28 protein-coding genes are annotated in these 25,202 nt (G+C 69.8%); 2 read left to right on the top strand and 26 right to left on the bottom strand.

Annotated features, from left to right (window positions below; translation table 11 throughout):
* Window positions 1–34: 34 nt before the first annotated feature.
* The 9 genes from B7K20_RS03105 to rpsB are packed head-to-tail and all read right to left on the bottom strand — an operon-like array spanning window position 35 to window position 8,283.
* Window positions 35–1,345, bottom strand: coding sequence for an RIP metalloprotease (locus B7K20_RS03105; RefSeq protein ID WP_084100228.1), 1,311 nt, complete (start codon window positions 1,343–1,345; stop codon window positions 35–37).
* A gap of 15 nt (window positions 1,346–1,360) precedes the next feature.
* A complete protein-coding gene (gene dxr / locus B7K20_RS03100; protein WP_084100225.1) occupies window positions 1,361–2,512 on the bottom strand; it encodes a 1-deoxy-D-xylulose-5-phosphate reductoisomerase in 1,152 nt (383 codons plus the stop codon).
* Window positions 2,509–3,066, bottom strand: a complete 558-nt coding sequence (locus B7K20_RS03095; protein WP_234985689.1) for a DivIVA domain-containing protein — start codon at window positions 3,064–3,066, stop codon at window positions 2,509–2,511. Before B7K20_RS03095 ends, dxr begins: the two co-directional genes overlap by 4 nt.
* A complete protein-coding gene (gene rlmN / locus B7K20_RS03090; RefSeq protein WP_084100222.1) occupies window positions 3,067–4,179 on the bottom strand; it encodes a 23S rRNA (adenine(2503)-C(2))-methyltransferase RlmN in 1,113 nt (370 codons plus the stop codon).
* Window positions 4,176–5,129, bottom strand: coding sequence for a phosphatidate cytidylyltransferase (locus tag B7K20_RS03085; protein ID WP_084100220.1), 954 nt, complete (start codon window positions 5,127–5,129; stop codon window positions 4,176–4,178). Before B7K20_RS03085 ends, rlmN begins: the two co-directional genes overlap by 4 nt.
* A gap of 27 nt (window positions 5,130–5,156) precedes the next feature.
* Entirely contained in the window at window positions 5,157–5,714 is a 558-nt protein-coding gene (gene frr / locus B7K20_RS03080; protein WP_084100218.1) for a ribosome recycling factor, read from the bottom strand.
* Between the two features lie 30 nt (window positions 5,715–5,744).
* On the bottom strand, window positions 5,745–6,494 hold the full coding sequence (gene pyrH / locus B7K20_RS03075; protein WP_084100216.1) for a UMP kinase: 750 nt from the start codon (window positions 6,492–6,494) through the stop codon (window positions 5,745–5,747).
* Window positions 6,495–6,548: 54 nt separating this feature from the next.
* Complete coding sequence (gene tsf, locus B7K20_RS03070) at window positions 6,549–7,388, bottom strand: translation elongation factor Ts (protein WP_084100214.1); 840 nt, start codon at window positions 7,386–7,388, stop codon at window positions 6,549–6,551.
* A 13-nt stretch (window positions 7,389–7,401) separates the two neighbouring features.
* The gene (rpsB, locus tag B7K20_RS03065) at window positions 7,402–8,283 is read right to left on the bottom strand and encodes a 30S ribosomal protein S2 (RefSeq protein ID WP_084100212.1); all 882 of its coding nucleotides are present in this window, start codon (window positions 8,281–8,283) and stop codon (window positions 7,402–7,404) included.
* A 363-nt stretch (window positions 8,284–8,646) separates the two neighbouring features.
* Between rpsB and B7K20_RS03060 the strand changes: the two genes are divergently transcribed.
* Window positions 8,647–9,174, top strand: a complete 528-nt coding sequence (locus tag B7K20_RS03060) for a M23 family metallopeptidase (protein ID WP_084100210.1) — start codon at window positions 8,647–8,649, stop codon at window positions 9,172–9,174.
* A gap of 7 nt (window positions 9,175–9,181) precedes the next feature.
* Here the strand turns inward: B7K20_RS03060 and B7K20_RS03055 are convergent, their stop codons facing one another.
* The 14 genes from B7K20_RS03055 to rimM form a co-directional block, all read right to left on the bottom strand.
* Window positions 9,182–10,012 (bottom strand): FliA/WhiG family RNA polymerase sigma factor, encoded by an 831-nt coding sequence (locus B7K20_RS03055; RefSeq protein ID WP_144018509.1) that lies wholly within the window; start codon window positions 10,010–10,012, stop codon window positions 9,182–9,184.
* Window positions 10,013–10,025: 13 nt separating this feature from the next.
* Window positions 10,026–10,976, bottom strand: a complete 951-nt coding sequence (locus B7K20_RS03050) for a tyrosine recombinase XerC (RefSeq protein WP_084100206.1) — start codon at window positions 10,974–10,976, stop codon at window positions 10,026–10,028.
* A 202-nt stretch (window positions 10,977–11,178) separates the two neighbouring features.
* Window positions 11,179–12,345: a DNA-processing protein DprA gene (locus B7K20_RS03045; protein ID WP_084100204.1), complete on the bottom strand. Its 1,167-nt coding sequence runs from the start codon at window positions 12,343–12,345 to the stop codon at window positions 11,179–11,181.
* The gene (locus B7K20_RS03040) at window positions 12,342–13,868 is read right to left on the bottom strand and encodes a YifB family Mg chelatase-like AAA ATPase (RefSeq protein WP_234985688.1); all 1,527 of its coding nucleotides are present in this window, start codon (window positions 13,866–13,868) and stop codon (window positions 12,342–12,344) included. The genes B7K20_RS03045 and B7K20_RS03040 overlap by 4 nt, the downstream gene beginning before the upstream one ends.
* Window positions 13,865–14,221, bottom strand: a complete 357-nt coding sequence (locus B7K20_RS13225; RefSeq protein WP_234985687.1) for a YraN family protein — start codon at window positions 14,219–14,221, stop codon at window positions 13,865–13,867. The genes B7K20_RS03040 and B7K20_RS13225 overlap by 4 nt, the downstream gene beginning before the upstream one ends.
* 231 nt (window positions 14,222–14,452) lie before the next feature.
* The gene (locus B7K20_RS03035; RefSeq protein WP_084100200.1) at window positions 14,453–16,048 is read right to left on the bottom strand and encodes an MDR family MFS transporter; all 1,596 of its coding nucleotides are present in this window, start codon (window positions 16,046–16,048) and stop codon (window positions 14,453–14,455) included.
* A gap of 45 nt (window positions 16,049–16,093) precedes the next feature.
* The gene (locus B7K20_RS03030) at window positions 16,094–16,744 is read right to left on the bottom strand and encodes a TetR/AcrR family transcriptional regulator (RefSeq protein ID WP_084100199.1); all 651 of its coding nucleotides are present in this window, start codon (window positions 16,742–16,744) and stop codon (window positions 16,094–16,096) included.
* Between the two features lie 60 nt (window positions 16,745–16,804).
* Window positions 16,805–18,562 carry an MDR family MFS transporter gene (locus tag B7K20_RS03025; protein WP_084100197.1) on the bottom strand — a complete coding sequence of 586 codons (1,758 nt, stop codon included), beginning with the start codon at window positions 18,560–18,562 and terminating at the stop codon, window positions 16,805–16,807.
* A 49-nt stretch (window positions 18,563–18,611) separates the two neighbouring features.
* Window positions 18,612–18,938 (bottom strand): DUF2469 domain-containing protein, encoded by a 327-nt coding sequence (locus B7K20_RS03020; RefSeq protein WP_084100195.1) that lies wholly within the window; start codon window positions 18,936–18,938, stop codon window positions 18,612–18,614.
* A 60-nt stretch (window positions 18,939–18,998) separates the two neighbouring features.
* Entirely contained in the window at window positions 18,999–19,670 is a 672-nt protein-coding gene (locus tag B7K20_RS03015; protein ID WP_084100193.1) for a ribonuclease HII, read from the bottom strand.
* A gap of 13 nt (window positions 19,671–19,683) precedes the next feature.
* Window positions 19,684–20,457, bottom strand: coding sequence for a signal peptidase I (lepB, locus tag B7K20_RS03010; protein WP_084100191.1), 774 nt, complete (start codon window positions 20,455–20,457; stop codon window positions 19,684–19,686).
* Window positions 20,408–20,755, bottom strand: coding sequence for a 50S ribosomal protein L19 (rplS, locus tag B7K20_RS03005; protein WP_084076825.1), 348 nt, complete (start codon window positions 20,753–20,755; stop codon window positions 20,408–20,410). The genes lepB and rplS overlap by 50 nt, the downstream gene beginning before the upstream one ends.
* 129 nt (window positions 20,756–20,884) lie before the next feature.
* Window positions 20,885–21,589, bottom strand: a complete 705-nt coding sequence (trmD, locus tag B7K20_RS03000; RefSeq protein ID WP_084100189.1) for a tRNA (guanosine(37)-N1)-methyltransferase TrmD — start codon at window positions 21,587–21,589, stop codon at window positions 20,885–20,887.
* A complete protein-coding gene (gene rimM, locus B7K20_RS02995; protein ID WP_084100188.1) occupies window positions 21,586–22,119 on the bottom strand; it encodes a ribosome maturation factor RimM in 534 nt (177 codons plus the stop codon). Before rimM ends, trmD begins: the two co-directional genes overlap by 4 nt.
* Before the next feature lie 235 nt (window positions 22,120–22,354).
* On the opposite strand from rimM, the gene B7K20_RS02990 reads away from it, so the two are divergent.
* Window positions 22,355–23,581, top strand: a complete 1,227-nt coding sequence (locus tag B7K20_RS02990) for a carbohydrate-binding domain-containing protein (protein WP_084100186.1) — start codon at window positions 22,355–22,357, stop codon at window positions 23,579–23,581.
* A gap of 82 nt (window positions 23,582–23,663) precedes the next feature.
* Here B7K20_RS02990 and B7K20_RS02985 read toward each other — a convergent pair whose 3' ends face one another.
* The 3 genes from B7K20_RS02985 to B7K20_RS02975 all read right to left on the bottom strand — a co-directional run bounded on the left by B7K20_RS02985 (window position 23,664) and on the right by B7K20_RS02975 (window position 25,157).
* Window positions 23,664–23,894, bottom strand: coding sequence for a KH domain-containing protein (locus B7K20_RS02985; protein ID WP_084076829.1), 231 nt, complete (start codon window positions 23,892–23,894; stop codon window positions 23,664–23,666).
* A 2-nt stretch (window positions 23,895–23,896) separates the two neighbouring features.
* The gene (gene rpsP, locus B7K20_RS02980; RefSeq protein WP_084100185.1) at window positions 23,897–24,373 is read right to left on the bottom strand and encodes a 30S ribosomal protein S16; all 477 of its coding nucleotides are present in this window, start codon (window positions 24,371–24,373) and stop codon (window positions 23,897–23,899) included.
* A gap of 148 nt (window positions 24,374–24,521) precedes the next feature.
* On the bottom strand, window positions 24,522–25,157 hold the full coding sequence (locus B7K20_RS02975; protein ID WP_084100181.1) for a hypothetical protein: 636 nt from the start codon (window positions 25,155–25,157) through the stop codon (window positions 24,522–24,524).
* Window positions 25,158–25,202: the final 45 nt, after the last annotated feature.

Genomic DNA, 25,202 nt, shown 5'->3' with positions numbered 1-25,202 from the left:
AGTCTCATTATCTCCTTGTCGCTTGATGCCCGGCTCACGCCACGGTGACGGGCGCGACGATGTCGGCGTAGATCAGCACCGCGCCCATGACCAGCAGGAACGCGAACATCCCGTACGCGAGCGGCATCATGCGCGCCACGTCCACGGGGGCCGGCGTCGCCAGTCCCCTCACCCGTGCGGCTCCGTTCTTGACGCCCTGCCACAGCGCCGAGGCGACGTGGCCGCCGTCGAGCGGAACCAGCGGGATCATGTTGAACACAAACAGGGCCAGATTCAGTCCCCCGAGCAGCATCAGCATGTCGCCAATGCGCTGAGTGAACGTGTACCCGTCGACGTCCGCCGAGGCGATCTCTCCTGCCACCTGGCCCACGCCGACGACCCCGATGACCGAGTTCGCGTCGCGGTCCTCGTAGCCGAAGGCCGCGCGTGCGGTGTGCCACAGCTGCTCGGGCAGGGTCGCGACCACGTGAACCGTCTGGCCCAGGTAATCCCAGGTCAGCACGGCGCCCGCGGTTAGGGGCTGACGCTGCACCTCGACCTCGGAGTACATGCCCATGTACCCGACCGTCTCGGTGACGGGCGTGCCGTCCTCGGCGAGCACCGGCTCGCCCGCGTCGTCGACCACGGCACGCTCGCGCTGGGCGGGAGTGACGGCGAGCGTCATGGGCTCGCCATCGCGCACGATGTCGACCGGGATCGTCTGTCCGGCCGATGCCGCGATGAGTCCCGTTGCCTGCTCCCAGCTGTCGACGCTCTGGCCATCGACGGCCGTGAGGGTGTCGCCGGCCATGAGGCCGGCCTCGGCGGCCGGCGAGGCCGGGTCGTCCGCGGCGCACTCCACCGTACCCTCGGCGGGCACGCACGGCACCACCGCGTCCACGGTGAGGGTCGCGGTGGGGCTGCCGACGAAGAACAGCACGCCGGTGAACAGCAGGACGGCGAGCACCAGGTTGACGAGCGGGCCGCCCATCATGACGATCACCTTGCGCCACCAGGAAAGGTGATAGAAGGCGCGGTGGTCCTCGCCCGGTTGAATCTCCTCGACGGCGGCCTCGCGGGAGTCCTCGATGAGGCGAGAGGCCCAGCCGGTGCCACGCACGGGCTTCACGGCATCGGCCGGCGGGATCATGCCCACCAGGCGCACGTAGCCGCCGAGCGGGATCGCCTTCACCCCGTACTCGGTCTCCTTGCCGCGCCGTGACCAGATCCGCGGCCCAAACCCCACGAAGTACTCGCTCACTCGCACGCCGAAGCGCTTGGCGGGGATCATGTGCCCCAGCTCGTGCAGCGCGATCGAGATCAGCAGGCCGACGATGAGCACGACGACGCCGATGACGGTTGCCATATCCCTACCCTAGGCTCAGCGGACGCCTGCGATGGCGGCGCGAGCAGTCTCGCGCGCCCACCGCTCGGCGCCGTCCACGGCCTCCAGCGTCAGCTCGCCGGGGGCCTCGTACGCCTCCACAACGCGCCGGACCGTCTCGACGATCCCCAGGAACGGCAGGCGGCCGTCGATGAAGGCGGAGACGCACTCCTCGTTGGCCGCGTTGAACACGGCCGGGTGGAGGGCCGATGCCGCGACGGCCTCGCGCGCGACGCTCACCGCGGGGAACGCGGCCTCGTCGAGCGGCTCGAACGTCCATGTACCGGCCTGGGTCCAGTCCATCGCGGGGGCGGCGTCGGGGATCCGTGCGGGCCACGACAGGCCGAGCGCGATGGGCAGCCGCATGTCGGGCGGCGACACCTGGGCCAGCGTGCTGCCGTCGACGAACTCGACCATCGAGTGGACGATCGACTGGGCGTGCACCACCACGTCGATGCGCTCCATGGGGATGTCGAACAGCAGGTGCGCTTCGATCACCTCGAGGGCCTTGTTGACCATCGACGCGGAGTTGATGGTGACGACCGCTCCCATGTCCCACGTGGGGTGACGCAGGGCATCGGCGGCGGTGACGTCGGCGAGGGACTCGCGCGAGCGGCCACGGAAGGCGCCGCCCGATGCGGTGACCACGAGCCGGCGCACCTCGTCGGCGCTGCCGCCGCGCAGGCACTGCGCGAGCGCCGAGTGCTCCGAGTCAACGGGCACGATCTGGCCGGGGCGCTTGACGGCGGCCTTGACGAGCGCTCCCCCGGCGACGAGCGACTCCTTGTTCGCCAGGGCCAGGGTACTGCCGGCCTCGAGCGCGGCGAGGGTGGGGCGCAGCCCCACCGAGCCGGTGATGCCGTTCAGCACCACGTCGGCCCCGCGTGCGGCAGCTTCCACGACCGCATCGGCTCCCCCCGCCACCTCGATACCCGGCAGGGCTGCGGCAATCTCAGCCACGGCATCGGCCGCCGCGACCGCGACAAACGCGGGCCGGAGGGCACGGGCCTGCTCGACGACGAGCGCGGGATCGGACCCACCGGCGGCGAGCGCCACCACGTCGTAGTCGTCGGAGTTGCGAGCGATGACGTCGATCGCCTGGGTGCCGATCGATCCCGTCGAGCCCAGAAGGGCGACGGTGCGGGTCACTGGGCGCCGAGCAGGATGTCGACGGCGCGGGCGAGGTAGACGTCGACCACGCGCTCGGAGTACGCCTTCTTGCCGCGGCGGCTGCCGAACGTGGCGCCTCTCACCTGGTCAGCCGTCAGCGGAGTGCCCTGGTCAAAGAACGCCACCAGGCGGTCCATGATGACGTCCACGTCGCGGGCGTCATAGCCCTTCGACATGCCCGACGGGTGCGTGAAGCGGTCCCCTGCGGGGCGGCGCAGGCGCGGGTAGAGCGCCTGGGCGCGGTCGGCGAGGTCGCGCATCCATGCGTCGGGGCCGTGCTCCTTGGAGTAGCGCTCCCTGATGCGGGTCGCGAACGCGGTCTCGAGGCGGTCGAGAGCCGAGTCGACGGCGGCGGTCGAGTAGCCGCCGTGCTTGAGGTCAAAGCTGGCGCGGCGCACCTCGAAGGGGGCGAAGTCCTCGGGGATGCCCGGCTGTTCGTAGGCCGTGCGGGCCTTGCCGAAGAAGTCGTCCACGTCCGAGCGGTCGTATCCCAGGCGCATGGCCCCGACCTTCGGGAACAGCAGTTCCGCCACTTACGCCTCCTTGATCGCCAGCTGTCCGCAGGCTCCGTCGATGTCGCTGCCTCGAGTATCCCTGATCGTCGTCGGAATTCCGTGAGCACGCAGCCGTCGGACGAACTCTTGCTCCACCGCGGGGTCGGACGCCGTCCACTTGGAGCCCGGCGTGGGGTTCAGCGGGATGGGGTTCACGTGCACCCAGCCGTCTCCCCTGGCACGCAGCTTTTCGCCCAGCAGGTCCGCGCGGTGTGCGTGGTCGTTCATGTCGCGAATCAGCGCATACTCGATCGACACCCGGCGGCCGGTCGCGTCGAAGTAGCGGCGCGCGGCGTCCAGGGCCTCATCCACGCTCCAACGCGTGTTGATGGGCACCAGCTCGTTGCGCAGCTCGTCGTCGGGGGCGTGCAGGCTGAGGGCGAGGGTGACGGGGATGCCCTCCTTCGCGAGCTTGTCGATCGCGGGCACCAGGCCCACTGTCGACACGGTGACGTGGCGGGTCGACAGGCCAAAGCCCTCGGGGGCCGGCGCGACGAGCGCGCGGACGGTCGCCATCACGGCCTTGTAGTTGGCCAGCGGCTCGCCCATGCCCATGAACACCACGTTGGACAGGCGCACGGGGTCGCCGCCCAGGTCGCCGTCGCGGGCCGCACGGGCCGCGAGGCGCACCTGCTCGATGATCTCCGCGGCCGAGAGGTTACGGGTGAGGCCCATCTGGCCGGTCGCGCAGAACGGGCAGGCCATGCCGCACCCAGCCTGGCTCGTGACACACAGGGTGGCGCGCTCGGGATACTTCATGAGGACGGATTCGACCTTGACGTTGTCGTGCAGCGCCCACAGCGTCTTGAGCGTCGCGCCGCCGTCCGCAGCCAGGGACGTGACCTTCTTCATCAGCGGCGGGAACACCGCCTCCGTCAGCGGACCCTTGGCGTCCGCGGGCAGGTCTGTCATGTCGTCGGGGTCGACGGTCAGGTGCGCGTAGTAATGGTTCGCGAGCTGCTTGGCGCGAAACGACGGCAGCCCGTGCTCGCGCATCAGCGCGGCACGCTCGTCGTGGCTCAGGTCGGCGAAGTGCTGCGGCGGCTTGCCCCGGCGGGGCGCGGCCATCTGCAGGACGGGACGGTCGGTCATGAGGCCCCCAGGAAGAAAGCGAGTACCACGTAGCCGGCGGGAGCGGCCACGAGGATGGAATCGAGTCGGTCAAGGATGCCGCCGTGGCCGGGGATGAGGCTCGACATATCCTTGACTTGCAGGTCGCGCTTGAGCGCGGACTCGGCGAGGTCGCCGAGCACGGCCGCGAGTGAGCAGGCAAGCCCCACGGCGGCGCCGATCCACCAGCGTCCGTCGTACAGGACGAACGCGGCAACCGTGGCCGCCACGGTACCAAGGAGGACGCCGCCTGCGAAGCCCTCCCAGGTCTTCTTGGGGCTCACGCGGGGCGACATCTTGTGCTTGCCGAACACCATGCCGGCGAACAGGCCACCGGTGTCGTTGCCCACCACGGCGAGCACGAGGATGAGGACGCGCGTCCAGCCGTTGCCCGCGGTCTCCATGAGGATCAGGAAGCTCGCGAGGAACGGGATCCACAGGACCGTGAGAATCGATGCCATGGCATCGGCCATCGTGTTCTCGATGCGTTCGTCGGCCACGCGCCACGCGACGACTCCCGCGCACGCCACCATGAGCGCAACGACCAGGCCCTCGGGGCCACCAAAGTAGGTGGCCACCCCCAGGCCGAGAGTCGCGACGATGGTGGGCACCACCGCGATGCGACGGTCGTGGTGGCGCAGCGCGGTGCGCCATTCGAGCACGGCCGCCACACACACCAGCATGAGGAGCACGGAGAATGCGCGTGCGTCCCACCAGGCGATGCCGAGCGCGAGCACCAGGATCGAGACGCCGACGACGGTCGCGACGGGCATGTTGCGGCCCGAGCGCGAGACGGGAGCCACCTGAGGGACGGGTGACTCCACGCCTACCGCGGTGGGCGGGTCGACAGGGGTCGCGTCCGCGGCCGTGCCGGGAGTGTCCTCCCCGGGATCCTCAGCGTCGCCGTGGTCCGGGCGTCGGAAAATACTCATGACAGGGGCCCGCGGGGCCGCCCGAGGTCAGACCTCGAGCAGCTCGCTCTCCTTCGCCGACAGCAAAGCGTCGATCGCGTCCACGTGCTTCTTGGTCATCGCGTCGAGGTCCTTCTCCGCGCGGTTGCCCTCGTCCTCGCCGACCTCGCCGTCCTTCACGGCCGAATCGATCTGATCCTTGGCCTTGCGACGCATGTTGCGCACCGTGACGCGGGCGTCCTCGGCCTTGGACTTGGCGAGCTTGACGTAGTCGCGGCGGCGCTCCTCTGTCAGCTGGGGCATGACGATGCGCAGGACGTTACCGTCGTCGCTGGGGTTGACGCCCAGGTCCGAGTTGCGCAGCGCGGTCTCGATGTCCTTCTTCGCCGAGGCGTCGTAGGGCGAGATGAGCACCATGCGGGCCTCGGGCACCGAGATCGCGGCGATCTGCTGCAGCGGGGTCGGGGCACCGTAGTAGTCCACGGTGATGTTCGCGAACATCGCGGCGGACGCCTGTCCCGAACGGATGGAGGCGAAGTTGTCCTTGGCCACGCCGATCGCGCGGTCCATGTTCTCCTCGGCCTCGAGGAGGATCTCGTCGATCACGTCTGTCTCCTTGACTGTCGCAGCCGCCGCTTACGCGGTGACCAGGGTCCCGATTCTTTCACCCAGCAGGGCGCGGGTCACGTTTCCGGGGGCGTCGAGCCCGAACACCTGCATGGGCATCCGGTTGTCCATCGCGAGCGAGAACGCCGCGGCGTCCATCACGGCCAGGCGCTTCTGGAGGGCGTCTGCATAGGTGACGTGCTCCAGGCGCTCGGCGTCGGGGTCCTTGCGCGGGTCCGCGGAGTAGACCGCGTCCACGCCGTTCTTGCCCATCAACACCTCCGAGCAGCGCGTCTCGAGCGCGCGCTGGAGGGACACGGTGTCGGTGGAGAAGTACGGCATACCGGCACCGGCGGCGAACACCACCACGCGGCCCTTCTCCATGTGCCGGATGGCACGCAGCGGCAGGTAGGACTCGGCGACCTGGCCCATGGTGATGGCGGTCTGCACGCGAGTGGTCACGCCTGCCTGCTCGAGGAAGTCCTGCAGGGCGAGGGCATTCATCACCGTGCCCAGCATGCCCATGTAGTCGGCGCGTGAGCGTTCCATGCCGCGCTCGGACAGTTCCGCACCGCGGAAGAAGTTGCCGCCGCCCACGACCACGGCAACCTGCACACCCTGGCGTACGGCATCGGCGATCTCGCGGGCCACCCGGCTCACGACATCGGGGTCGAGACCCAGCTTGCCGCCGCCGAACATCTCGCCCGAGAGCTTCAGCAGAACGCGCCGCTCGCCCGAGGATTTCCCCTTGCCCGTCGTCATGTCACTGTCGTCGGGCATGGGGTGTTCCTCCTAGGCGTAGCGGCGCGTTACTGGCTGGTCTTGCTGTGGAGATCAGGCTCCCACACGGAAGCGAGCGAAGGCCGAAACCTCGCCGCCGGTGTTCTCGATGACCTTGCCGACCGTGGTCTTGGGGTCCTTCGCGAACGCCTGGTCCACCAGGGTGTTCTCCTTGTAGAAGCCGTTCAGGCGACCCTCGACGATCTTGGGAAGGGCGGCCTCAGGCTTGCCCTCGCCCTTCGCGGTCTCCTCGGCCACACGGCGCTCGTTCTCGACGGTCTCCGCCGGCACGTCATCGCGCACCAGGTAGACGGGCGAGTACGCGGCGATGTGCATGGCGATGTCGCGGGCGACCTCGCCGGCCTTGGCGTCCGAGCCGACCAGCACGCCGACCTGCGCGGGCAGGTCCTTGTTGGTGCGGTGGAGGTACTCGGTGACGACGGGGGCCTCGACGTGGGCGACGCGACGCAGCACGATCTTCTCGCCCAGCGTGCCAGCGGCGGCGTCGATGTACGCGCCGACCGTGGTGTCCTCGATCGGGGCTGCAAGCGCGGCCTCGGCGTCACCGGCACCGGCCGCGGCCGCAGCCGCGAGCACGTCGTTCGCGAGCGAGATGAACTTCTCGTTCTTCGCCACGAAGTCGGTCTCGGAGTTGAGCTCGATGAGCGTGCCGACCTGGCCGCCGTCGGCGTCAGCGATCGACGCCACGACGAGGCCCTCGGAGGCCGAGCGGCCCTCGCGCTTCGCGACGCCCTTGAGGCCCTTGACGCGGAGGATGTCGACGGCCTTGTTCAGGTCGCCGTCAGCCTCGTCGAGCGCCTTCTTGACGTCGAGCATGCCGGCACCGGTGCGCTCACGGAGCGCCTGGATGTCAGCGACGGTGTAGTTCGCCATGTGGGTGGTTCCCTTACTTCTCGTCGGTGGCGACGGCCTTGGCGGCCGTCTCGTCGGCCTTGGCGGCGGGCTCGGCGTCCGCAGCCTTGGTCTCCTCCGCCTTGTCGGCGGCCTTGTCCTCGGTCTTGCCCTCGAGCAGCTCCTGCTCCCACTCGGCGAGGGGCTCGGTGTCGCCCTCGGCGGCGGCCTCGTCGGCCTTCGGGGTGTGGCGGATACGCAGGCCCTCGGCACAGGCGTCGGCGATCACGCGGGTGAGCAGACCCACCGCGCGGATGGCGTCGTCGTTACCGGGGATGCCGTAGGAGACCTGGTCGGGGTCGCAGTTCGAGTCGAGGATGCCGACCACGGGGACGCCCAGCTTGCGGGCCTCGTCCACGGCGAGGTGCTCCTTGTTGGTGTCGACGATCCACACGACGGAGGGCACCTTGGCCATGTCGCGGATGCCGCCGAGCACCTTGTCCAGCTTCTCCTTCTCGCGGCGCAGGCCGAGGAGCTCCTTCTTGGTGCGACCGGAACCGGCCACGTCGTCGAAGTCGATCTCCTCAAGCTCCTTGAGGCGCGCGATGCGCTTGCTCACGGTCTGGAAGTTGGTGAGCATGCCGCCCAGCCAGCGCTCGTTCACGTAGGGCATGCCCACGCGAGCGGCCTGCTCGGCGATGGTCTCCTGCGCCTGACGCTTGGTGCCGACGAAGAGCACCGAGCCGCCGTGGGCGACGGTGTCGCGCACGAACTCGTAGGCGGCGTCGATCTTGGCGAGCGACTGCTGCAGGTCAATGATGTAGATGCCGTTGCGCTCGGTGAAGATGAAGCGCTTCATCTTGGGGTTCCAGCGGCTGGTCTGGTGTCCGAAGTGGACGCCCGAGTCCAGCATCTCGCGCATGGTCACGACTGCCATGGCTGTCCTTATCCGCACGCGCGTGGGCGCGTGCCTTGCGTTGGGGCGGGGTGTTGACCCCGCGCTTGCGGTTGACGATGTGCTCCCCGGTGGGGATCCATCCCTGGTGTCAACGCGGTCGGGCACCGGATCGTGAGATCCAGACCTTGCCGTCCCGGCGCGTCCGACACGGGGTAAGCCGTGGCGAGCGCGAATGACACGCGACGTCATCCGGGCATGCCGGATGCGAGTCACGATCATACCGGACGGGCGTAGGAGGCGGCGACCGCTGGCGTCGTCCCCAGCCTTGGCGGCGCGCGCCGTTATCCCCAGACTGCCTCACACTGCTCGCGGACGACCGGCCGATGCGATGGCGTAGTGAGCATGACACCTCACCTTCCGCCGTGGTCGGCTTGGTTCTTGGCGGCGGCCGCCGTGGTGGTGACGGCCGCTGGCACACCCGCCGCGAGCGCTGCCGACGGCCACGCTGCCCGAGGGTGGCCGCCACTCGACTCCCCCGTCGAGCCGCTCACCATGGTCGCGGGCGCTGACATCCCCGCGCGCCCGTGGCTCGCGGGCCATCGCGGCATCGACCTCGCCGCGAGCGCCGGCCAGGTGGTGTTCTCCCCCGCCGACGGCGTGGTGAGTTTCGCGGGCGTGGTGGTGGACCGACCCGTGGTGACGGTGCGCCTTGGCGACGGACGACGCTCGAGCGTCGAGCCCGTCACCGCCACCATCGCACGTGGCACGCCGGTGAGCAGGGGCGATCCTGTCGGCGTCGTTGCCGACGCGCCGGGCCACTGCGATCCGGCCGCCTGTGTGCATTGGGGCGTGCGCGACGGCGAGACCTACCTGGACCCCCTCGACCTGCTGGTGGGGTTCGGTCCCGTCCGCCTGCTGCGCGTGTGGTGAGCCGCGCCTACGAGAAGGCTCCCGTCTTGATGAGCTTCTCGCGCAGCTTCTTCACGGCTCCCGAATGGATCTGAGAGACACGCGACTCCGTGACCCCCAGGATTTGGCCGATCTGGGCGAGCGTGAGGTTCTCGAAGTAGTACAGGCGCAGCACTTGCTGTTCGCGGTCGCGCACCGACTGGATGGCGCTTGCCAGCAGCGATCGCGTCTCGCGCGCCTCGACGGGGGACGACGCCTCTGGCATGGCCAACGCCACCGCCGTGTCGAGGGCGTTGGCTTCGCCGGTGGCGGGCATGCCGTCGAGCGCACTGACGTGCGACATGGCGACCTGGGCGCGCACGGTGCGCACCTCGGCCAGCGCCCAACCCAAGTGGGCGGCGACGTCGTCGTCGGTGACGGGGCGCATGAGGCGCTGCTCGAGCGCCCGCGAGGCAGCCTCGACAGTGCGTGCCTTGGACCGCACGGAGCGCGGAACCCAGTCGGCTGCGCGCAGCTCGTCGATGATGGCGCCGCGCACGCGCTGGGAGGCGTAGGTCTCGAACTTGAAGCCCCGCTCGGGCTGGAACTTCTCGACGGCGTCGATGAGGCCGAACATGCCGTAGGACACGAGATCCGCGAGCTCGACCTGGTCGGGAAGGCGCCCGATGAGGCGGGTGGCCACCTGGGTCACCAGCGGGGCGTAGTGGGTGATCAGTGCATCACGCGCGGCGGCCCTGAACTCGGGATCCGTCCCCGCGAAGGCGCGCCACCAGGACGCGACGACGTCGTCTCCGGGGGTACGTGACCCCGTCGTGGCGACCGGCTCGGACTGACTCAGCGTCTCAGTCGAATCGGGCATGGTGTGTGTCCCCTCATGCTCGCGGATGGGCGAGCTGATATGTGGCCCGCAGTCGCTCTGCGGACACATGTGTGTAGCGCTGCGTGGTGGTGAGGCTCGCATGTCCGAGTACCTCCTGCACCGATCGCAGGTCCGACCCCCCAGTCAGAAGATGTGTCGCCGCGGTATGCCGCAGCGCGTGCGGCGCGACATCCGCGATGCCGGCAGCCTGGCACAGCGCGTGGACGGCCTCGCGCACCTGGCGCTGGTCCACGCGGTGGCCGCGCCTGCCGAGAAAGAGCGCCGCGTCGGTGTGCGGGCGCACGAGCGCGGGCCGTCCGCCGTCGAGCCACAGGCCCACGGCCTCGGCAGCCGGCACCCCGAACGGGATGACGCGTTCCTTGTCGCCCTTACCCACCACACGCACCAGGCGCTCGGCTAGGTCGATGTCGGCGATGTCCACTCCGGCGAGTTCACCCACGCGCATGCCAGTGGCGTACAGCAGCTCTGCCACCGCCCAATCACGCAGGTGCACGGGATCGCCGTCGTCCGATCGCGCCTGCGCGATGTCGAGCATGGCGGCGACGTCGCTAGCTCCCAGCACCTCCGGCAGCGTGGACGAGGGACGTGCCGATGCGAGCCGTGCGGCGGGGTCGTCGCGCAGGGCGCCGGTGACTCGCGCCCAGCCGTAGAACGACCGCACGGCGGCGCCGCGACGTGCCAGGGTGGTGCGGCTCAGGCCCTCGGCCGCCATCGCGGCGAGCCAGGCGCGCAGGTCGGCCAGGGTCACGGTGGCAAGTGCGTCGTCGATCTCAAGATCGGAGGCACCGTCGGCATCCTCGACGCCCAGCTGCCGCGTCGCGAGATGGATCAGATCCGACCTGTAGGCGCGCACAGTGTTCTCCGCGAGGCCGCGCTCGTGGCGCAGATACCCCGCGAAGCGTGTGAGCAGGCCGCTCACCTCAACTGCTCCCGTGCCAGGCATGACGACACTCTGGCACTGTCACATTCGTCAAATCAACCCCTCGAGTCACATTTGTCACATCAGCCACGCGCCGGTGTCCATCTTTGTCCGGTTTTGTCGTAGTTTTTTCGCCCGGACGAGACCCTGGGGGCGCCGCGTCCGACGGCCACCCGCGGCGCCGACGCCTGTCACGCCGGGTCGACACGCCGTCGTGTGGCTGACGTCACGCCTCGCGGCGGCGCCTCCACACTCCCCCGGACTGGGTCACCGCGCCGGCGAGTTCGAGCCGGCCCAGGCTCGTCATCGCCTCCGTCGCGGTGAGGCCCGCGCGCATCGCCACATCGGTCGCGCTCGCGCCCCGGCCGCCGACGGCGTCGAAGGCCGCGCGGTCGTGGGGGTGGGCATAGTCGGGCCCGCTCACCGGGTCGGGCTCTCCACGCGGGTCAAGGGGTCCCGCAAGTTCCTCGACGTCCTTCGCATGACGGACCAGCACCGCCTTGTCGTCGCGAATCAGCTCGTGGCATCCCGCCGAGGTCGTCGACGTGACGGGGCCCGGGACGGCTCCGATGGGTCGGACCATCCGCAATGCGTGCGCGACCGTATTGAGCGCGCCCGACCGCACGGCGGCCTCGACCACCACCGTCGCCGATGCCGCCGCGATCAGCCGATTGCGCGACAGGAATCGGGAGCGGTAGGGCGCCTGGCCGGGAGGCGTCTCCGACACCACGGCGCCCGCGCTCACGATCCGGTCCAGCAGTTCCGCGTTGCCTGCGGGATACCACTGGTCGATGCCGCCGGCGAGGACGGCGACGGTAGTGCCGCCGACCGCGAGCGCCGCGCGGTGGGCGCGCGCGTCGATCCCGTACGCCCCGCCCGAGATCACCGCTCGCGGGCGACGCCCGGCGGCGAGATCGCCTTCGGCGAGAGCTCCGGAGATCTCCGCGGTCACGTGTTCGCCATAGGCCGTCGCCGAACGAGAGCCCACGAGGGCAACGCCCCCGCCCCAGGCCGCGTCGAGGTCCGCGTCGCCGCGCACCCACAGCGCATAGGGCTCCGCCGCTGCGAGGTCGCCGAACGCGGCGGGCCAACCCGGGTCGCCCCTGACCAGCAGGCGCGCTCGGCACACGCGCGCCCGCCGCTCCGTCTCGCGGGGATCGGCGCCGTCCAGTCGCTGCGTCCAGCGGGGCACTGCTGCGATCACGGTATCGACGTCCTTGACGGGCGCCAGCGGCGCGAGCCGCGCGGTCGCCGTCACCGGGTCGTCGACGGCCGCGCTCGCCCACGCGAGCGCGGGGGCCGGGCCCAGGGCGTGCACGAGCCAGGCCGCGGCACTGTCACCAGCCTCGGCGATGACGGCCCACCGCAGGAGCGCATCGCGTTCCTCGCTCACGCGCCCTCCCGCGAGCGCAGCGCGAGGGCCCGGGCGACGTGTGCCTCGTCCGGCGCGGCGACGGCGTCGAGGTCCGCGAGCGTCCACGCCACCCTCAGGGCGCGATCGGCGCCGCGCACGCTGATGACGCCGCGATCGAGCGCTCGCCACAGGCTCCCGCATGCCTCAGGCGGCGTGTGCTCCCGCAGCCACCGCCCGTGCACCTGGGCATTGGCTCCCCACCCGTGAACGGCAAGCCTTGCGCGCGCCCGTTCGCGCGCGGCCGCCACGCGAGCCGCGACAGTAGCGGTTGACTCCGCCTCATCGTCATCGACGCGGCGCACGGGTCGCACCTCGACCTGGAGGTCGACCCTGTCGAGCAGTGGCCCGGAGAGCCGGTGCAGATAGGTGCGGCGCACGTGCGGTGTGCAGTGACAGTCGGGCTGCTGGCCGAAGTATTTGCCGCAGGGACAGGGATTGGCCGCCATCACCAGCTGGAAGCGAGCGGGGTACCTGGTCGCACCCATCGCGCGGTGCAGCGTGATCTCGCCGTCCTCGAGCGGCTGGCGCAGGGTTTGCAGCACTCGCATGGGGAACTCCGGCGCCTCGTCGAGGAAGAGCACGCCCGCGTGCGCGCGCGAGACGGCGCCCGGCCGCGCGAGCGCCGCGCCGCCGCCCACGATCGCCGCGGCGGTGGCGGAGTGGTGAGGCGCCTCGAACGGCGGTCGCGTCATGAGCCCCTGGGAGGGGTCGAAGCTTCCCGCGAGCGAGTGCACGGAGGTCACCTCTACCGCGTCCTCGGCCGAGAGGTCGGGCAGCAAGCCCGGCAGGCGCATGGCCAGCATGGTCTTGCCCGTGCCGGGAGGCCCCGTCATGAGCAGGTGGTGACCTCCGGCCGCGGCGACCTCGAGCGCAGCCCTGGCCTCGTGCTGGCCGCGTACGTCCGCGAGGTCCACGGTGGCTACCTCGCGCACCGTCGCACCGTCGGGTGCCTCCCTCGCCGCTTCCGCGAGCCCCGCCAACTCCCGCGCTTCGTCGTTGCCGTAGCCAGCGAGGAGTTGAGCCAGGCTGCGCACCCCACGCACCTCGATCCCGCCCACGAGCGACGCCTCCTCCACACACGAGGCGGGTACCACCACGCGAGAGGCGCCCGCCTTGGCCGCCGCCGCGACGGCGGGCAGCACACCGCGCACGGCGCGCACCCGCCCGTCTAGGCCCAGCTCGCCCAGGTGGACGGCATGTGCGGACGCACTCGCGGAGATCTGTCCGTCTGCGGCCAGCACGGCCACCGCAATCGCCAGATCCGTGCCGGCGCCGGTCTTGGGCAGGGACGCGGGCGACAGGCTCACGGTGACGCGTCGCGCGGGCCACGCCAGCCGCGAGGACGCGACGGCGGCGCGGGCACGGTCCCGCGCCTCGCTCAGCGACGCATCTGGCAGCCCCACGAGCGTGAACGACGGCAGTCCCTGCGCGACGTGGGCCTCGACGTCGATGACATGGCCCGCCAGCCCCGTGAGGACCACGGCGCGGGCGCGCCCGATCACTCGACGCCCCGCAGGTGCTCGACGGTGGCCGCGCCGGCACGGGGCAGTCGCACCGCAAGGACGTCGATGCGTACCGTGCTGTAGCGGCGGGGGTCGTCGGCGAGCCAGGCGCCAGCGATCCGCCTCAGCCGCGCGAGCTTGGAGCGCGTGACCGCCTCGAAGGGCTCCCCGTAGGCGACCGACCTGCGGGTCTTCACCTCCACCACTACGAGGGCTCCGGCGTCGGTGGCGACCATGTCCGCCTCTCCTTGGCCACACCTCCAATTGCGCGCGAGGACCTCCCATCCCCGCTCGCGCATCCACCGCTCCGCGACGTCCTCGCCGTGGCGTCCGACCGCCTGCGTCCCATTCATGGCCACCTCCGCGTCCACGCTCCACCGTGAGCCGGCGCCTCGGCACGGCCGCGCGCCGATCTGGGGAGGACGGCACGTGCACGGCAGCCTGGGGACGACGGTCTGGTCACGACACACCGGGTGAGCACCACAGATGGGGCCAACACGCCGTACGCCACCCAGCCACGGCATCGGCCGCAAAAAAGGGCGCCCTCCCCCGAAGGGAAGGGCGCCCCGATCAGGCGGGCGGTGTTAGCGCGCGACGACCTCGAGCTGCTCCTCGAGCTCGTCGGTGTGACCCGACTGCGCGAGCGTGGTCGCCAGGCGCGACTCCTTGACGAACGCGAGCAGGATGAACGACATCACGGCGAGCGGCAGCAGCCACAGGTACACCGGCGTGAGGGCGTCGTTGTACGAGCTCACGATGATGTCGTGCATCTGCGTGGGCAGCTCGCTCACGGCCTCGGGGGTGAGCGAGTTGAGGTCGCTCATGGACCCGCCGGCGGACTCGGGCAGGCGCTCGCCCAGCAGGTCGATGAGGCGGTCGGTGAACACCGAGCCCACGACGGCGGCACCCAGGGAGGCGCCGATCTGACGGAAGTAGTTGTTCGCGGCCGTCGCCGTGCCCACCATCGTGATCGGGAACGTGTTCTGCACCACGAGCACCAGGATCTGCATGGTCATGCCAAGGCCGATGCCCATGAGCCCCAGGTAGATGCAGGTCACCCAGATGGGCTGGGTCCAGGTCATGGTCGACAGCAGCACCATCGCGGCACCCAGGAACACCGCACCGACCATGGGCAGCCACTTGTAGCGCCCGGTGCGGGTCACGTAGCGGCCGCTGATGATCGACGTGACGAGCATGCAGCCCATCATCGGGATCATGAGCAGGCCGGCCTCGGTCGCGTTCACGCCCGCCACCATCTGCAGGTAGGTGGGCATGTAGGCCAGGGTGCCGAACATCACGATGCCGGTCAGCAGGCCCGCGGCGGTGGTGAGCACGAAGTTGCGCTTGGTGAACAGGTGAAGCGGCATGACCGGCTCGGCGGCCGAGCGCTCGACCAGGACGAACGCGAGGCCCGCAAGGACCGTGAGGGCGAACAGGCCGATGATCTGCCACGAGCCCCACGCGTACGTGTGCCCGCCCCACGAGGAGGCGAGCACCAGCGCGGCGGAGGCGATCGCAAGCAGCGCCATTCCGGCGACGTCGATGCGCGCCTTCGAGCGGTCGGGGGTGGGCAGCTTCAGGAACAGCGTCGCGGACACGAGGGCGACGATGCCGAGCGGGATGTTGATCCACATGCACCACTGCCAGCCGATGGACTCGGTGAACCATCCGCCCAGCAGCGGGCCGGCGACCGACGCGAGCGCGAAGACGCCGCCCATGATGCCCATGTAACGTCCGCGCTCACGCGCGGGCACGACGTCCGCGATGATCGCCTGCGACAGGATCATGAGGCCTCCGCCGCCTACGCCCTGGATGGCGCGACCGACGATCAGTTCGGTCATGCCCTGCGACAGGGCGCCGACCACGGAGCCCACCATGAACAGCGAGATCGCGATCATGAACAGGCTCTTGCGGCCGATGAGGTCGCCCATCTTGCCGTAGATGGGCATCATGATGGTCGCCGCGAGGATGTACGCGGTCGTCACCCACAACATGTGGTCGACGCCGTTGAGGTCGCCCACGACGGTGGGAAGGGCGGTGGCGAAGATGGTCTGGTCGAGCGCCGACAGCAGCATGGCCGTCATCAGCCCGACGAACATCAACAGGATGTGGCGCCGGCCGGGCGCCTCGGTGTCGCGCGCGGACGGCGCGGTGCCCTGAGGCACAGTGGTGTCAGTCATGGGGACTCCTTGGGACGTGCGGCGCCTGCGGTGGCAGGCGCGGGGTTACGAGGCGTCGGCGGGCTGGGTGAGCCGGCGGACGCGGGGGAAAAGTTCGTGGATCAGCGCGGTGAGGTCGGCGTCAAGGGCGGCGCCTCCTGCCATCCAGTCCTTGGCGACGGCCTGAATCGCACTCATCGCGATCGCGACGGTCAGGCTGGACTCCACCTCGATGGCTGCCTCGTCGAGCTCGGGGTAGCGGGCCTCGAGCCGGCGCCTCACGATGGCGGCGTAATGCGCGCGGGACTCGGAGATCCGCCCCAGGTTCACGCCTGCGAGCTCGGGGTTGGCGTCGATCACGGCGCGGCGCAGGCGGAACAGCTCGCGGTCGGGCTCGCTCGCGGACCACGCCTGGGCCATCATCAGCGCGAACGCCTCGACGTCGGAGCAATCGTCGCGTGAGATGAAGGCCTCGACGGCCTCCTCGGTCGGCGTGGGCTTGGCCTCGCCCAGCAACGCCGCCTCACGCGAAGGGAAGTAGTTGTAAAACGTGCGCGGCGAGATGCCCGCGCGGTCCGCGATCATCTCGACCGTCACCGCGGCGTAGCCGTGCTCGGCGCACAGCTCGAGGCCAGCGCGCTGGGTCGCCACCTTCGCCTCGCGCAGCTTGCGCGCGCGCCGACCCTCGGACGCGACACACTCCTCGACATCTTGCATAGAGTGCAGTTTTGCATAATGTGCAACTTTGCACAACCTGCAACATTGTGCTGCCGGAGACTATTGCGGCGAGCGGCCCTCCGACTCCCGGATCTGCAGCTCGAGCGTCGAGACCTCGGCGTCGATCTCCCCCAGCCGCTCCTGGAGCTCCGCACGCTCCTCGGCAAGCAGCTCCGCCCGCGCCTGCGGGCTGAGCGACGACGCGTAGTCGGACTCGAGCCTGCCGTCCCAGTCCAGGCTCTCCCCCACCCCCTCGGTCACGGGCTCGGGCTGTCCCGTCGCCTCATCCCGGTGCGTCGAGGTGCGCAGCGGCACCTCACGCACGAACAGCAACAGCACCACAGCGAGCAGCGTCAGAGGCGCGATCCACCCCAACACCGGCGCCAACGCATCGTTATAGGAACTCACGACGATGTCGTGATACGGATCCGGCAGGGCCGCGACGGCCTCGGGAGTGATCGAGTTGAAGTCGGCGCCGGAGGCCTCCACCGCATCGGCCGGAAGCCTGGTGGTCAGCAGCGACGTCAGCCGCCCGGTGAAGACGGATCCCACGAGAGCTGCGCCGAGCGTCGCGCCGATCTGCCTGAAGTAGTTGTTCGCGGCGGTCGCGGTCCCCACCACCGACAGGGGGAACGTGTTTTGCACCACCAGGACCAGGTTCTGCATCACCATGCCCAGGCCGAGGCCGAGAATGGCGAGGTACAGGCACGTGAGCCACAGCGGCTCGTCGTAGACCATGGTCGACATCAGCAAGAGCGCGACGGTGACGATCGCCACGCCCGCAATCAGGACGGACTTGTACTTGCCCGTGCGGCTCACCCGCCGGCCCGCGATGATCGACGTGGCCACCTGAGTCGCCGCGAGCGGCACGATCAGCAGGCCCGCGACGGTCGCGTTCACCCCCGTCACCATCTGCATGTAGGTGGGCATGTAGGTCACGGTGCCGAACATCGCGATGCCGACCATGAGGCCGGCGAGGGTGGTGAGCACAAAGTTGCGGCGGCGAAAGAGGCCCAGGGGCAGCACGGGCTCGGCGGCGTGGCGCTCCACCATCACCAGACCTACCGTCGCTCCCACGGTCACGATCAGCAGCACGATGATCATGGGCGAGATCCACGCGTACTCGTGACCTCCCCACGTGGTCGCGAGCACCAGGCACGTGGTCGCGACCGCGAGCAGCGTCATCCCGGCAATGTCCGGCACCACCTTGGCGCGCTCCACCCGCGGAGGGTGCAAGAAGAACATCACCGTCACGACGGCGATCGCGCCCATCGGGAGGTTGATCCACAGGCACCACTGCCAGCCGATGGACTCCGTGAACCAGCCGCCCAAGAGCGGGCCCAGCACGCTCGACAGCGCGAACACGGAGCCCAGGAAGCCCATGTAGCGGCCACGCTCGCGCGCGGGGATCACGTCAGCGATGATCGCCTGCGCGAGCACCATCAGCCCGCCTCCGCCGATCCCCTGGATGGCGCGGCCCAAGATGAGCTCGGGCATATCGGAGGCCAACGCGCCGACCACCGAGCCGGCAATGAAGATGGCGATCGCGATGAGCAGCAGGCCCTTGCGGCCCACCAGGTCGCCGAACTTGCCATAGATCGGCATCGTGATGGTCGCCGCGAGGATGTAGGCGGTGGTCACCCACAGCATGAGGTCAACGCCGCCGAGCTCACCGACGATCGTGGGCAGTGCCGTGGCGAACATAGTCTGGTCGAGGGCCGACAGGAGCATGGCCGTCATGAGGCCGATGAACATCGGCACGATCCCCGCGGGGCGCGCCGGTGTGGCGGACGGGACGGCGGCTGGCGCGGCGCTCATGAGGCCACGCTAGCGACGGAATGCCCGCCGTGCAGGGTGAATGCCCTGGTCAGCGACCGCGCAGCTGGCGGATATCGGGGATCGAGTCGTCGTTGTCCGACAGTTCCTCGATGTTGACGTCCTTGAACGTGACGACGCGTACGGACTTCACCAGGCGCGCCGAACGGTACACGTCCCACACCCAGGCGTCGGTCATCGTCACCTCGAAGTAGACGTCTCCGCCCGAGGCGCGCACCTGCAGATCCACCTTGTTGCACAGGTAGAAGCGGCGCTCGGTCTCGACGACGTACTGGAACAGGCCCACGACGTCGCGGTACTCGCGGTACAGGGCCAGCTCGGCCGCGGTCTCATAGTTTTCGAGGTCGTCACTGCTCACCGGACCATCATGGTCGCTTGGGCTCCGGCGTGCGAATCCGCCGCGCCGTCTGCGCCGTCGCTACAACGCGTCGCGCTCGGGCAGCGCCCACGATCGCCGATGCAGGTCGCTCGGGCCGTGGACGCGAATCGCCTCGAGGTGCGCGGCGGCGCCATAGCCCTTGTTGCCGTCCCACCCGAACTGCGGGTGCTCGGCGTGCGCGGCGACCATGAGCGCGTCGCGCTCGACCTTCGCGAGCACGGAGCCCGCGGCGATCGACGCACAGGCGTCATCGCCCTTGATCACCATCATCACCGGAGGGGTGGTGACGGCCGATGCCGTGGCTGGGTCGTCGAACAGGCTTGCCGTGGGTGGGGTGAGCCAGTCGTGTTTGCCGTCGAGCAGGACGGCGTCGACCGTGACGCCCTCGGCGGCGATCGCGGTGAGGGCGCGATTGCCCGCGAGGCGAAGCGCACCGATGATGCCGAGCTCGTCGATCTCCGCGGGGCTCGCGTGCGCCACGGCGCGTGCGACGCCGAAGCCAACCAACGCATCGGCCATCGCCTCGCGGCGCCGTGGCGACAGGCGCTTGGAGTCGGCCAGGCCCTCGGGCCAGCCGTCGCACGGGCCCACCGCACAGACCCCAACCGTGACCGGGCCGGCGAGCGCTCCCCTGCCCACCTCATCGATGCCGGCGACCACGCGGGCGCCGGCGTCCCACAGGGCGCGCTCGTGATCGAGCGAGACGGGCATCAGCGCGCCGCCGTCACTGCTGCGCGACGTCGGGGTCGGCGTAGGGGTTGGTGAGGGTGTGGAAGTTCTCGAAGGGCCACACGGTGATGAAGGCGGTCCCGACGATCGAGGAAATGGGAATGGCGCCGCCACCGGGATCGCCCATGTGCGCGCGGGAGTCGGCGCTGTGGGGACGGTTGTCGCCCATGACCCAGACGTAGCCCTCTGGCACGGTGGTCTCGAAGTCCGTCAGCGACGGGTCGATGTCGGCGGGCAGGTAGTCCTCGTCGAGGGGTTCGCCGTCGATGGTGATGTTGCCCTCGGCGTCGCAGCACGCCACGGTCTCGCCGGGCAGGCCCACCACGCGCTTGACGAGGTGCTCGCCGGCATCCTCGGGCAGGAGGCCTGTAAAGGTCAGGATGTTCTTGCCGACGGACTCGAGGGGCGTGTCCTCGGTGCCCGAGGCGGGAGTGGCGCCCAGCCAGTTGAAGGTGTCGTGGAACACCACGATGTCGCCGCGGCGCAGGTCGAGCGGCGCGGGGCGCCACTTCGAGACCAGAATGCGGTCGCCTTCCTGAAGGGTGGGGATCATCGATCCCGATGGGATCCAGAAGGACTGGAAGAAGAACGTCTTCAGGATGAGCGACAGCGCGAGCGCGCTGAAGACGATGATGAGGACCTCTTTGGTCCACCCCCACAGACGACGACCGGCGGAGGGGGCGTGCCCCTCCGCCGGCGCGTCAGCGGTGTCGCTGATCTCAGTTCTCGCGCTTCTCGCGGATGCGAGCGGCCTTGCCGCGACGCTCACGCATGTAGTACAGCTTGGCGCGACGCACGTCGCCGCGGCTGACCAGCTCGATGTGGTCGATCGTGGGAGCGTGCACCGGGAAGGTGCGCTCGACGCCCACGCCGAACGAGATCTTGCGGACCGTGAAGGTCTCGCCGATGCCCTGGCCCTGACGGCCGAGCACGAAGCCCTGGAAGACCTGGATACGCGAGCGGTTGCCCTCGACGACCTTCACGTGCACCTTGACGGTGTCACCCGGGCGGAAGTCCGGGACGTCGTCGCGGAGCTGGCCCGCGGTAATGCTGTCAAGCTTCTGCATGACTCTTTCTCCACACGCACGCCACAGGTCATACGTGGTTCTTGCCTGATGGCAATCGGTAGATGTCAGCGCGTCGCGGTCATTGCCCGGCCCCCTGTGGCAGACCTGGGCACCGCGCGCACCGAGGGTCTATTCTGCCACATCCGTTGGCGACTGTGCCAGGAGATCCGGGCGGCGCTCGCGCGTGCGTTCCACCTGCTGCTCATGGCGCCACGCGGCGATCTTGCCATGGTGGCCGCTCAGCAGCACGTCGGGGACGTCGAGTCCGCGCCAGGTGGCAGGGCGGGTGTAGCTGGGGTACTCGAGGAGCCCGTTCTCGTGCGATTCCTCGACAAGCGACTGGGCGTTGCCCATGAAGCCGGGAATGAGCCGCGTGATGGCCTCAATCATCGCGACGACCGCGACCTCTCCCCCGTTCAGCACGTAGTCGCCCAGGGAGATCTCGGAGACGGGGTGGCCCTTGTCGGCGTAATGCTGCGCCACGCGGGCGTCGATGCCCTCGTAGCGCCCGCACGCAAACACCAGCTGGCTCTCGTGGCTGAGCTCCGCGGCCCTCGCCTGGGTGAACGGGACGCCCGCGGGGGTGGGGATGACCAGGTGGGCGCCCGGTTCCATGATGTCGTCGAGAGCCGCGCCCCAGACGTCCGGCTTCATGACCATGCCGGCGCCGCCGCCGAACGGGGCATCATCGACCGTGCCATGGACGTCATTGGTCCAGTCGCGCAGGTCGTGGATGCGGGCGTCGACCAACTCCTTGGCGCGGGCCTTGCCCAGCAGCGACAGGTCCAGAACCGAGAAGAACTCGGGGAAGATCGTGACGACGTCGAGCCTCATCCGCGGGTCTCCCCCGTGTCCTCGGGGGTCTCACCCGCGAGCAGTCCGTAGGGCGGGGTGAGGACCACGGTGCCGGCCTCGAGGTCCACCTCGCCCACGAACTCGTCGACGAACGGGATCATCGCGCGGTGGCCGTTCGGCTCCTTGACCACGAGGATGTCCTGCGCGGGCATGCTGAGGAGGTCGACGACCTCGCCGATCACCTCACCGCCGGGGCGCTGAGCGCTGAGGCCCACGAGCTCGTGGACGTACCAGGCGTCGTCCTCGTCGGACTGCTCGCCGTCGATCACGAGCTCGACGCCGCGGGCGGCATCGGCTCCCTCGCGCGTGGTGATCTGGTCGAACTTCAGGTACCAGCGGCCCGCCTGGGTACGGACGTTCGCGATGGTGAGGGGCCCGGCGCTTGCGGGCTCGGTCTCGTAGCTCTCGCCGGGGACCAGGCGGTCCTCGGGAATGTCGGTGCGGACCTCGACGGTCACCTCGCCCTTGAGCCCATGAGCGCGGCCGATGCGCGCGACGGTCAACTTCATGCGTACAGGTTACGGGGCGGTGCGGGGGCGGCTGCTCCCACCTGCGCGCTGTGAGGAGGTGGGTGCGACTGGGCGCGCGAAAACTCGCACCCGCCTCCTCCAGGGACGCACGGGGGTGGGCGGCGCGCGGCGAAGCAGGCGGTGGTAAGGCCGGAGCAAGCCCCTAGCCCCTTCCCAGCCCACTCCCAGGCACGACGGGTGCAATGGATCCCATCATCCCCACGGAAGGACCACCATGAAACTGCCCGCCACCATCACCGCCAGTTTGCTCGCCGGCGCGCTCATCCTGACCGGCTGCAGCGTGAGTGACGCGACGGACGGTACGGGAACGACGGACAGCACCGTTGTCACCGAGACCACGGACGCGACCGACACCACGACTGATGCCACCACGGCCGGCGGCACCGAGTCCACCTCGAGCGACACCACCTCCACCTCGACCCTCTCGGCCACCGACGTCGACTGGGACGCGCTTCCCACCACCGACGTCGCCCTCACCGACGACGGCCTCACCATCACGGAGGCGGGCACCTATGTGCTCAGTGGGTCCTCGACCGGGCAGGTCGTCGTCGACACCGACGGCGACGTGCGGCTGATCCTCGACGGCGTCGACATCGCCTCGACCGACGGCGCGGCGATCCAGATCGATGCCGCCGAGCTCACCGTGGTCGAACTCGCCGACGGCAGCACCAACACCGTCGCCGACGCAGACTCCCGCGCCGACGAGGAGATCGACGGCGCCATCTACTCCGCGGACGATCTCGTGATCACCGGTAGCGGCGAGCTCAGCGTGACCGCGACCTTCGCCGACGGCATCGTGGGTAAGGACGATCTCACCATCGAGTCGGGCACCGTCAGCGTCGCGAGCGTCGACGACGGGATCCGCGGCAAGGACACGCTCACGATCACGGGCGGCACGGTCACCGTGGACGCGACGGGCGACGGCCTCAAGGCCTCCAACAGCACCGACCTGGGCGAGGGCGTCCTCACGATCGCCGGCGGCGACATCACGGTCTCGTCCGGCGACGACGCTGTGAAGGCCGAGCAGCAGGTCTCCATCACCGGAGGCACCCTCGACATCACCGTATCGGTGGAGGGCATCGAGGCACCCGTGATCGTGATCGACGGCGGCGACATCACCCTCAATGCGAGCGACGACGGCATCAACGCCGCGGCCTCGGACATCATCACGAGCGGCATCGCCATCACGATCAACGGCGGCACCCTCGACATCACGATGGGCTCGGGAGACACCGACGCCATCGACGCCAACGGAGACCTCACCATCACCGGCGGCACCCTCGACATCACTGCCCAGTCGGCGTTCGATTACGACGGCTCCGGCACCCTCACTGGCGCGACCGTCACAGTCAACGGCGAGGCAGTCACGGAAATGACTGGCCAGATGATGGGCGGCGGCATGGGTGGAGGCGGCATGGGCGGCGGCCACGACCGCCCCTAACGCCCGCCACGGCACGGGCCCCACGAAACACGACACCCCCGCCACCCTTCAGGGTGGCGGGGGTGTCGTGCGTGAGTGAGGCTTAGGCGACGTCCACGATGTTGACCCGAACGTCCTCGCGCGCGATGGCGTCGATAACGGTGCGGATCGAGGTCGCGGTACGGCCGCGGCGGCCGATCACTCGGGGAAGGTCATCGGGGTGCACCACCACGTTGAGGGTGGTGCCGCGACGGCCCGAGCGCTCGGTCACGGTGACATCGTCCGGGTTGCGGACGATGCTCTTGACCAGGAACTCCAGGGCGTCGACGACCACGATTAGTTCTCCTCGGACTCAGCGGCCTCGTCGGCGGCGGGAGCCTCGGCGTCGGCCTCGGCGGCCTCGGCCTTGGCGGCCTCCTCGGCCTCCTTCTTGGCCTTCTCCGCGGCAGCGGCCTTGTCGGCCTTCAGCTTCTCGGCGGCGTCGGCCTGAGCCTTGATCTGGTCCTCGGCCGAGGCCTTGCCAGCGGCAACCTTGACGGTGCTGGTGGCATCCTTCTCGCCCTTGAACTTGCCCCAGTCGCCGGTGAGCTTCAGGAGTGCGGCAACCTGCTCGGTGGGCTGGGCGCCCACGGAGAGCCAGTACTGCGCGCGCTCCGAGTCGATCTCGATGACCGAGGGCTCCTCGGTGGGGTGGTACTTGCCGATCTCCTCGATGGCGCGGCCGTCACGCTTGGTGCGCGAGTCCATCACCACGACGCGGTAGAACGGGGCGCGCTTCTTGCCGAAGCGCTTGAGGCGAATCTTCACAGCCATGGCTGTTCTCCTTTATTCGGTGTGAGCCGGCTCGCCGGTCCCGGGGAAATCGGGAAGGGTCCGCTAGCAAGACGAATAGCCGGGCGGGTAGAGGGCCGCGCCAGCCAACGCACTATTGTGCCAGATCCGGCGGCGCGGGGGAAATGCGTCAGGTGGCGCGCGCGCCCTCGGGCTCGATGACCTGCACGATCCGTCCCTCCTCCACAACGATCCACACCCCGGCGGACTCGCCGTCGCCCAGGGGCTCGCCCTGCGCCATCGCGGTCGCGGCATCGACCGGCACCCAGTCAAAGGCACTCAGATACGCCTCGACATCGGGCGATGTCTCGATCGCGACCCGGTTCACCACGTCGTTGGTGACGACGTGGTTGGCCCAGTCAGCGTCGGCCTCCTCGCGGGCGACCTCCCACGGCTCGGAGCCCTCGCCGAACACGCAGGCGATGTCGACGTCGGCGCCCTCGGCTGTCACGTGGGAGACGAAGACGAACCACGTGCCGTCCGGCACCCCGGCATCCTCTTGCGGGGCGCAGCCCGAGCCCATGGTGCCGTCATCGTTGAGGGCGGCGTTCATCTTGATCAGGCGGGCGATGTCCGACTGAGTGTCGTCGGCCAGGCCGATGCGCGCCGCACCGGGCGCGGGCGTCGCCGAGTCCTCGGCCGGCGGGGACGCCGTCTCGACCACGGTGCTCGTCAGTGCCACGTCGCTCGACATCGAGCTACATCCACCGAGCGCCAGCGCGCCCCCCAGCGCCAGAGCCGCGGCGGAAAGGATGCGCTGTGCCATCGTTCCCTCTCGCCAGGACCTGTGCCCGTCACAGTAGCGCACCGG

Source organism: Demequina sp. NBRC 110051, assembly GCF_002090055.1.
Taxonomy (GTDB): domain Bacteria; phylum Actinomycetota; class Actinomycetes; order Actinomycetales; family Demequinaceae; genus Demequina.
This window is presented reverse-complemented; position numbering and strand designations above follow the sequence as displayed.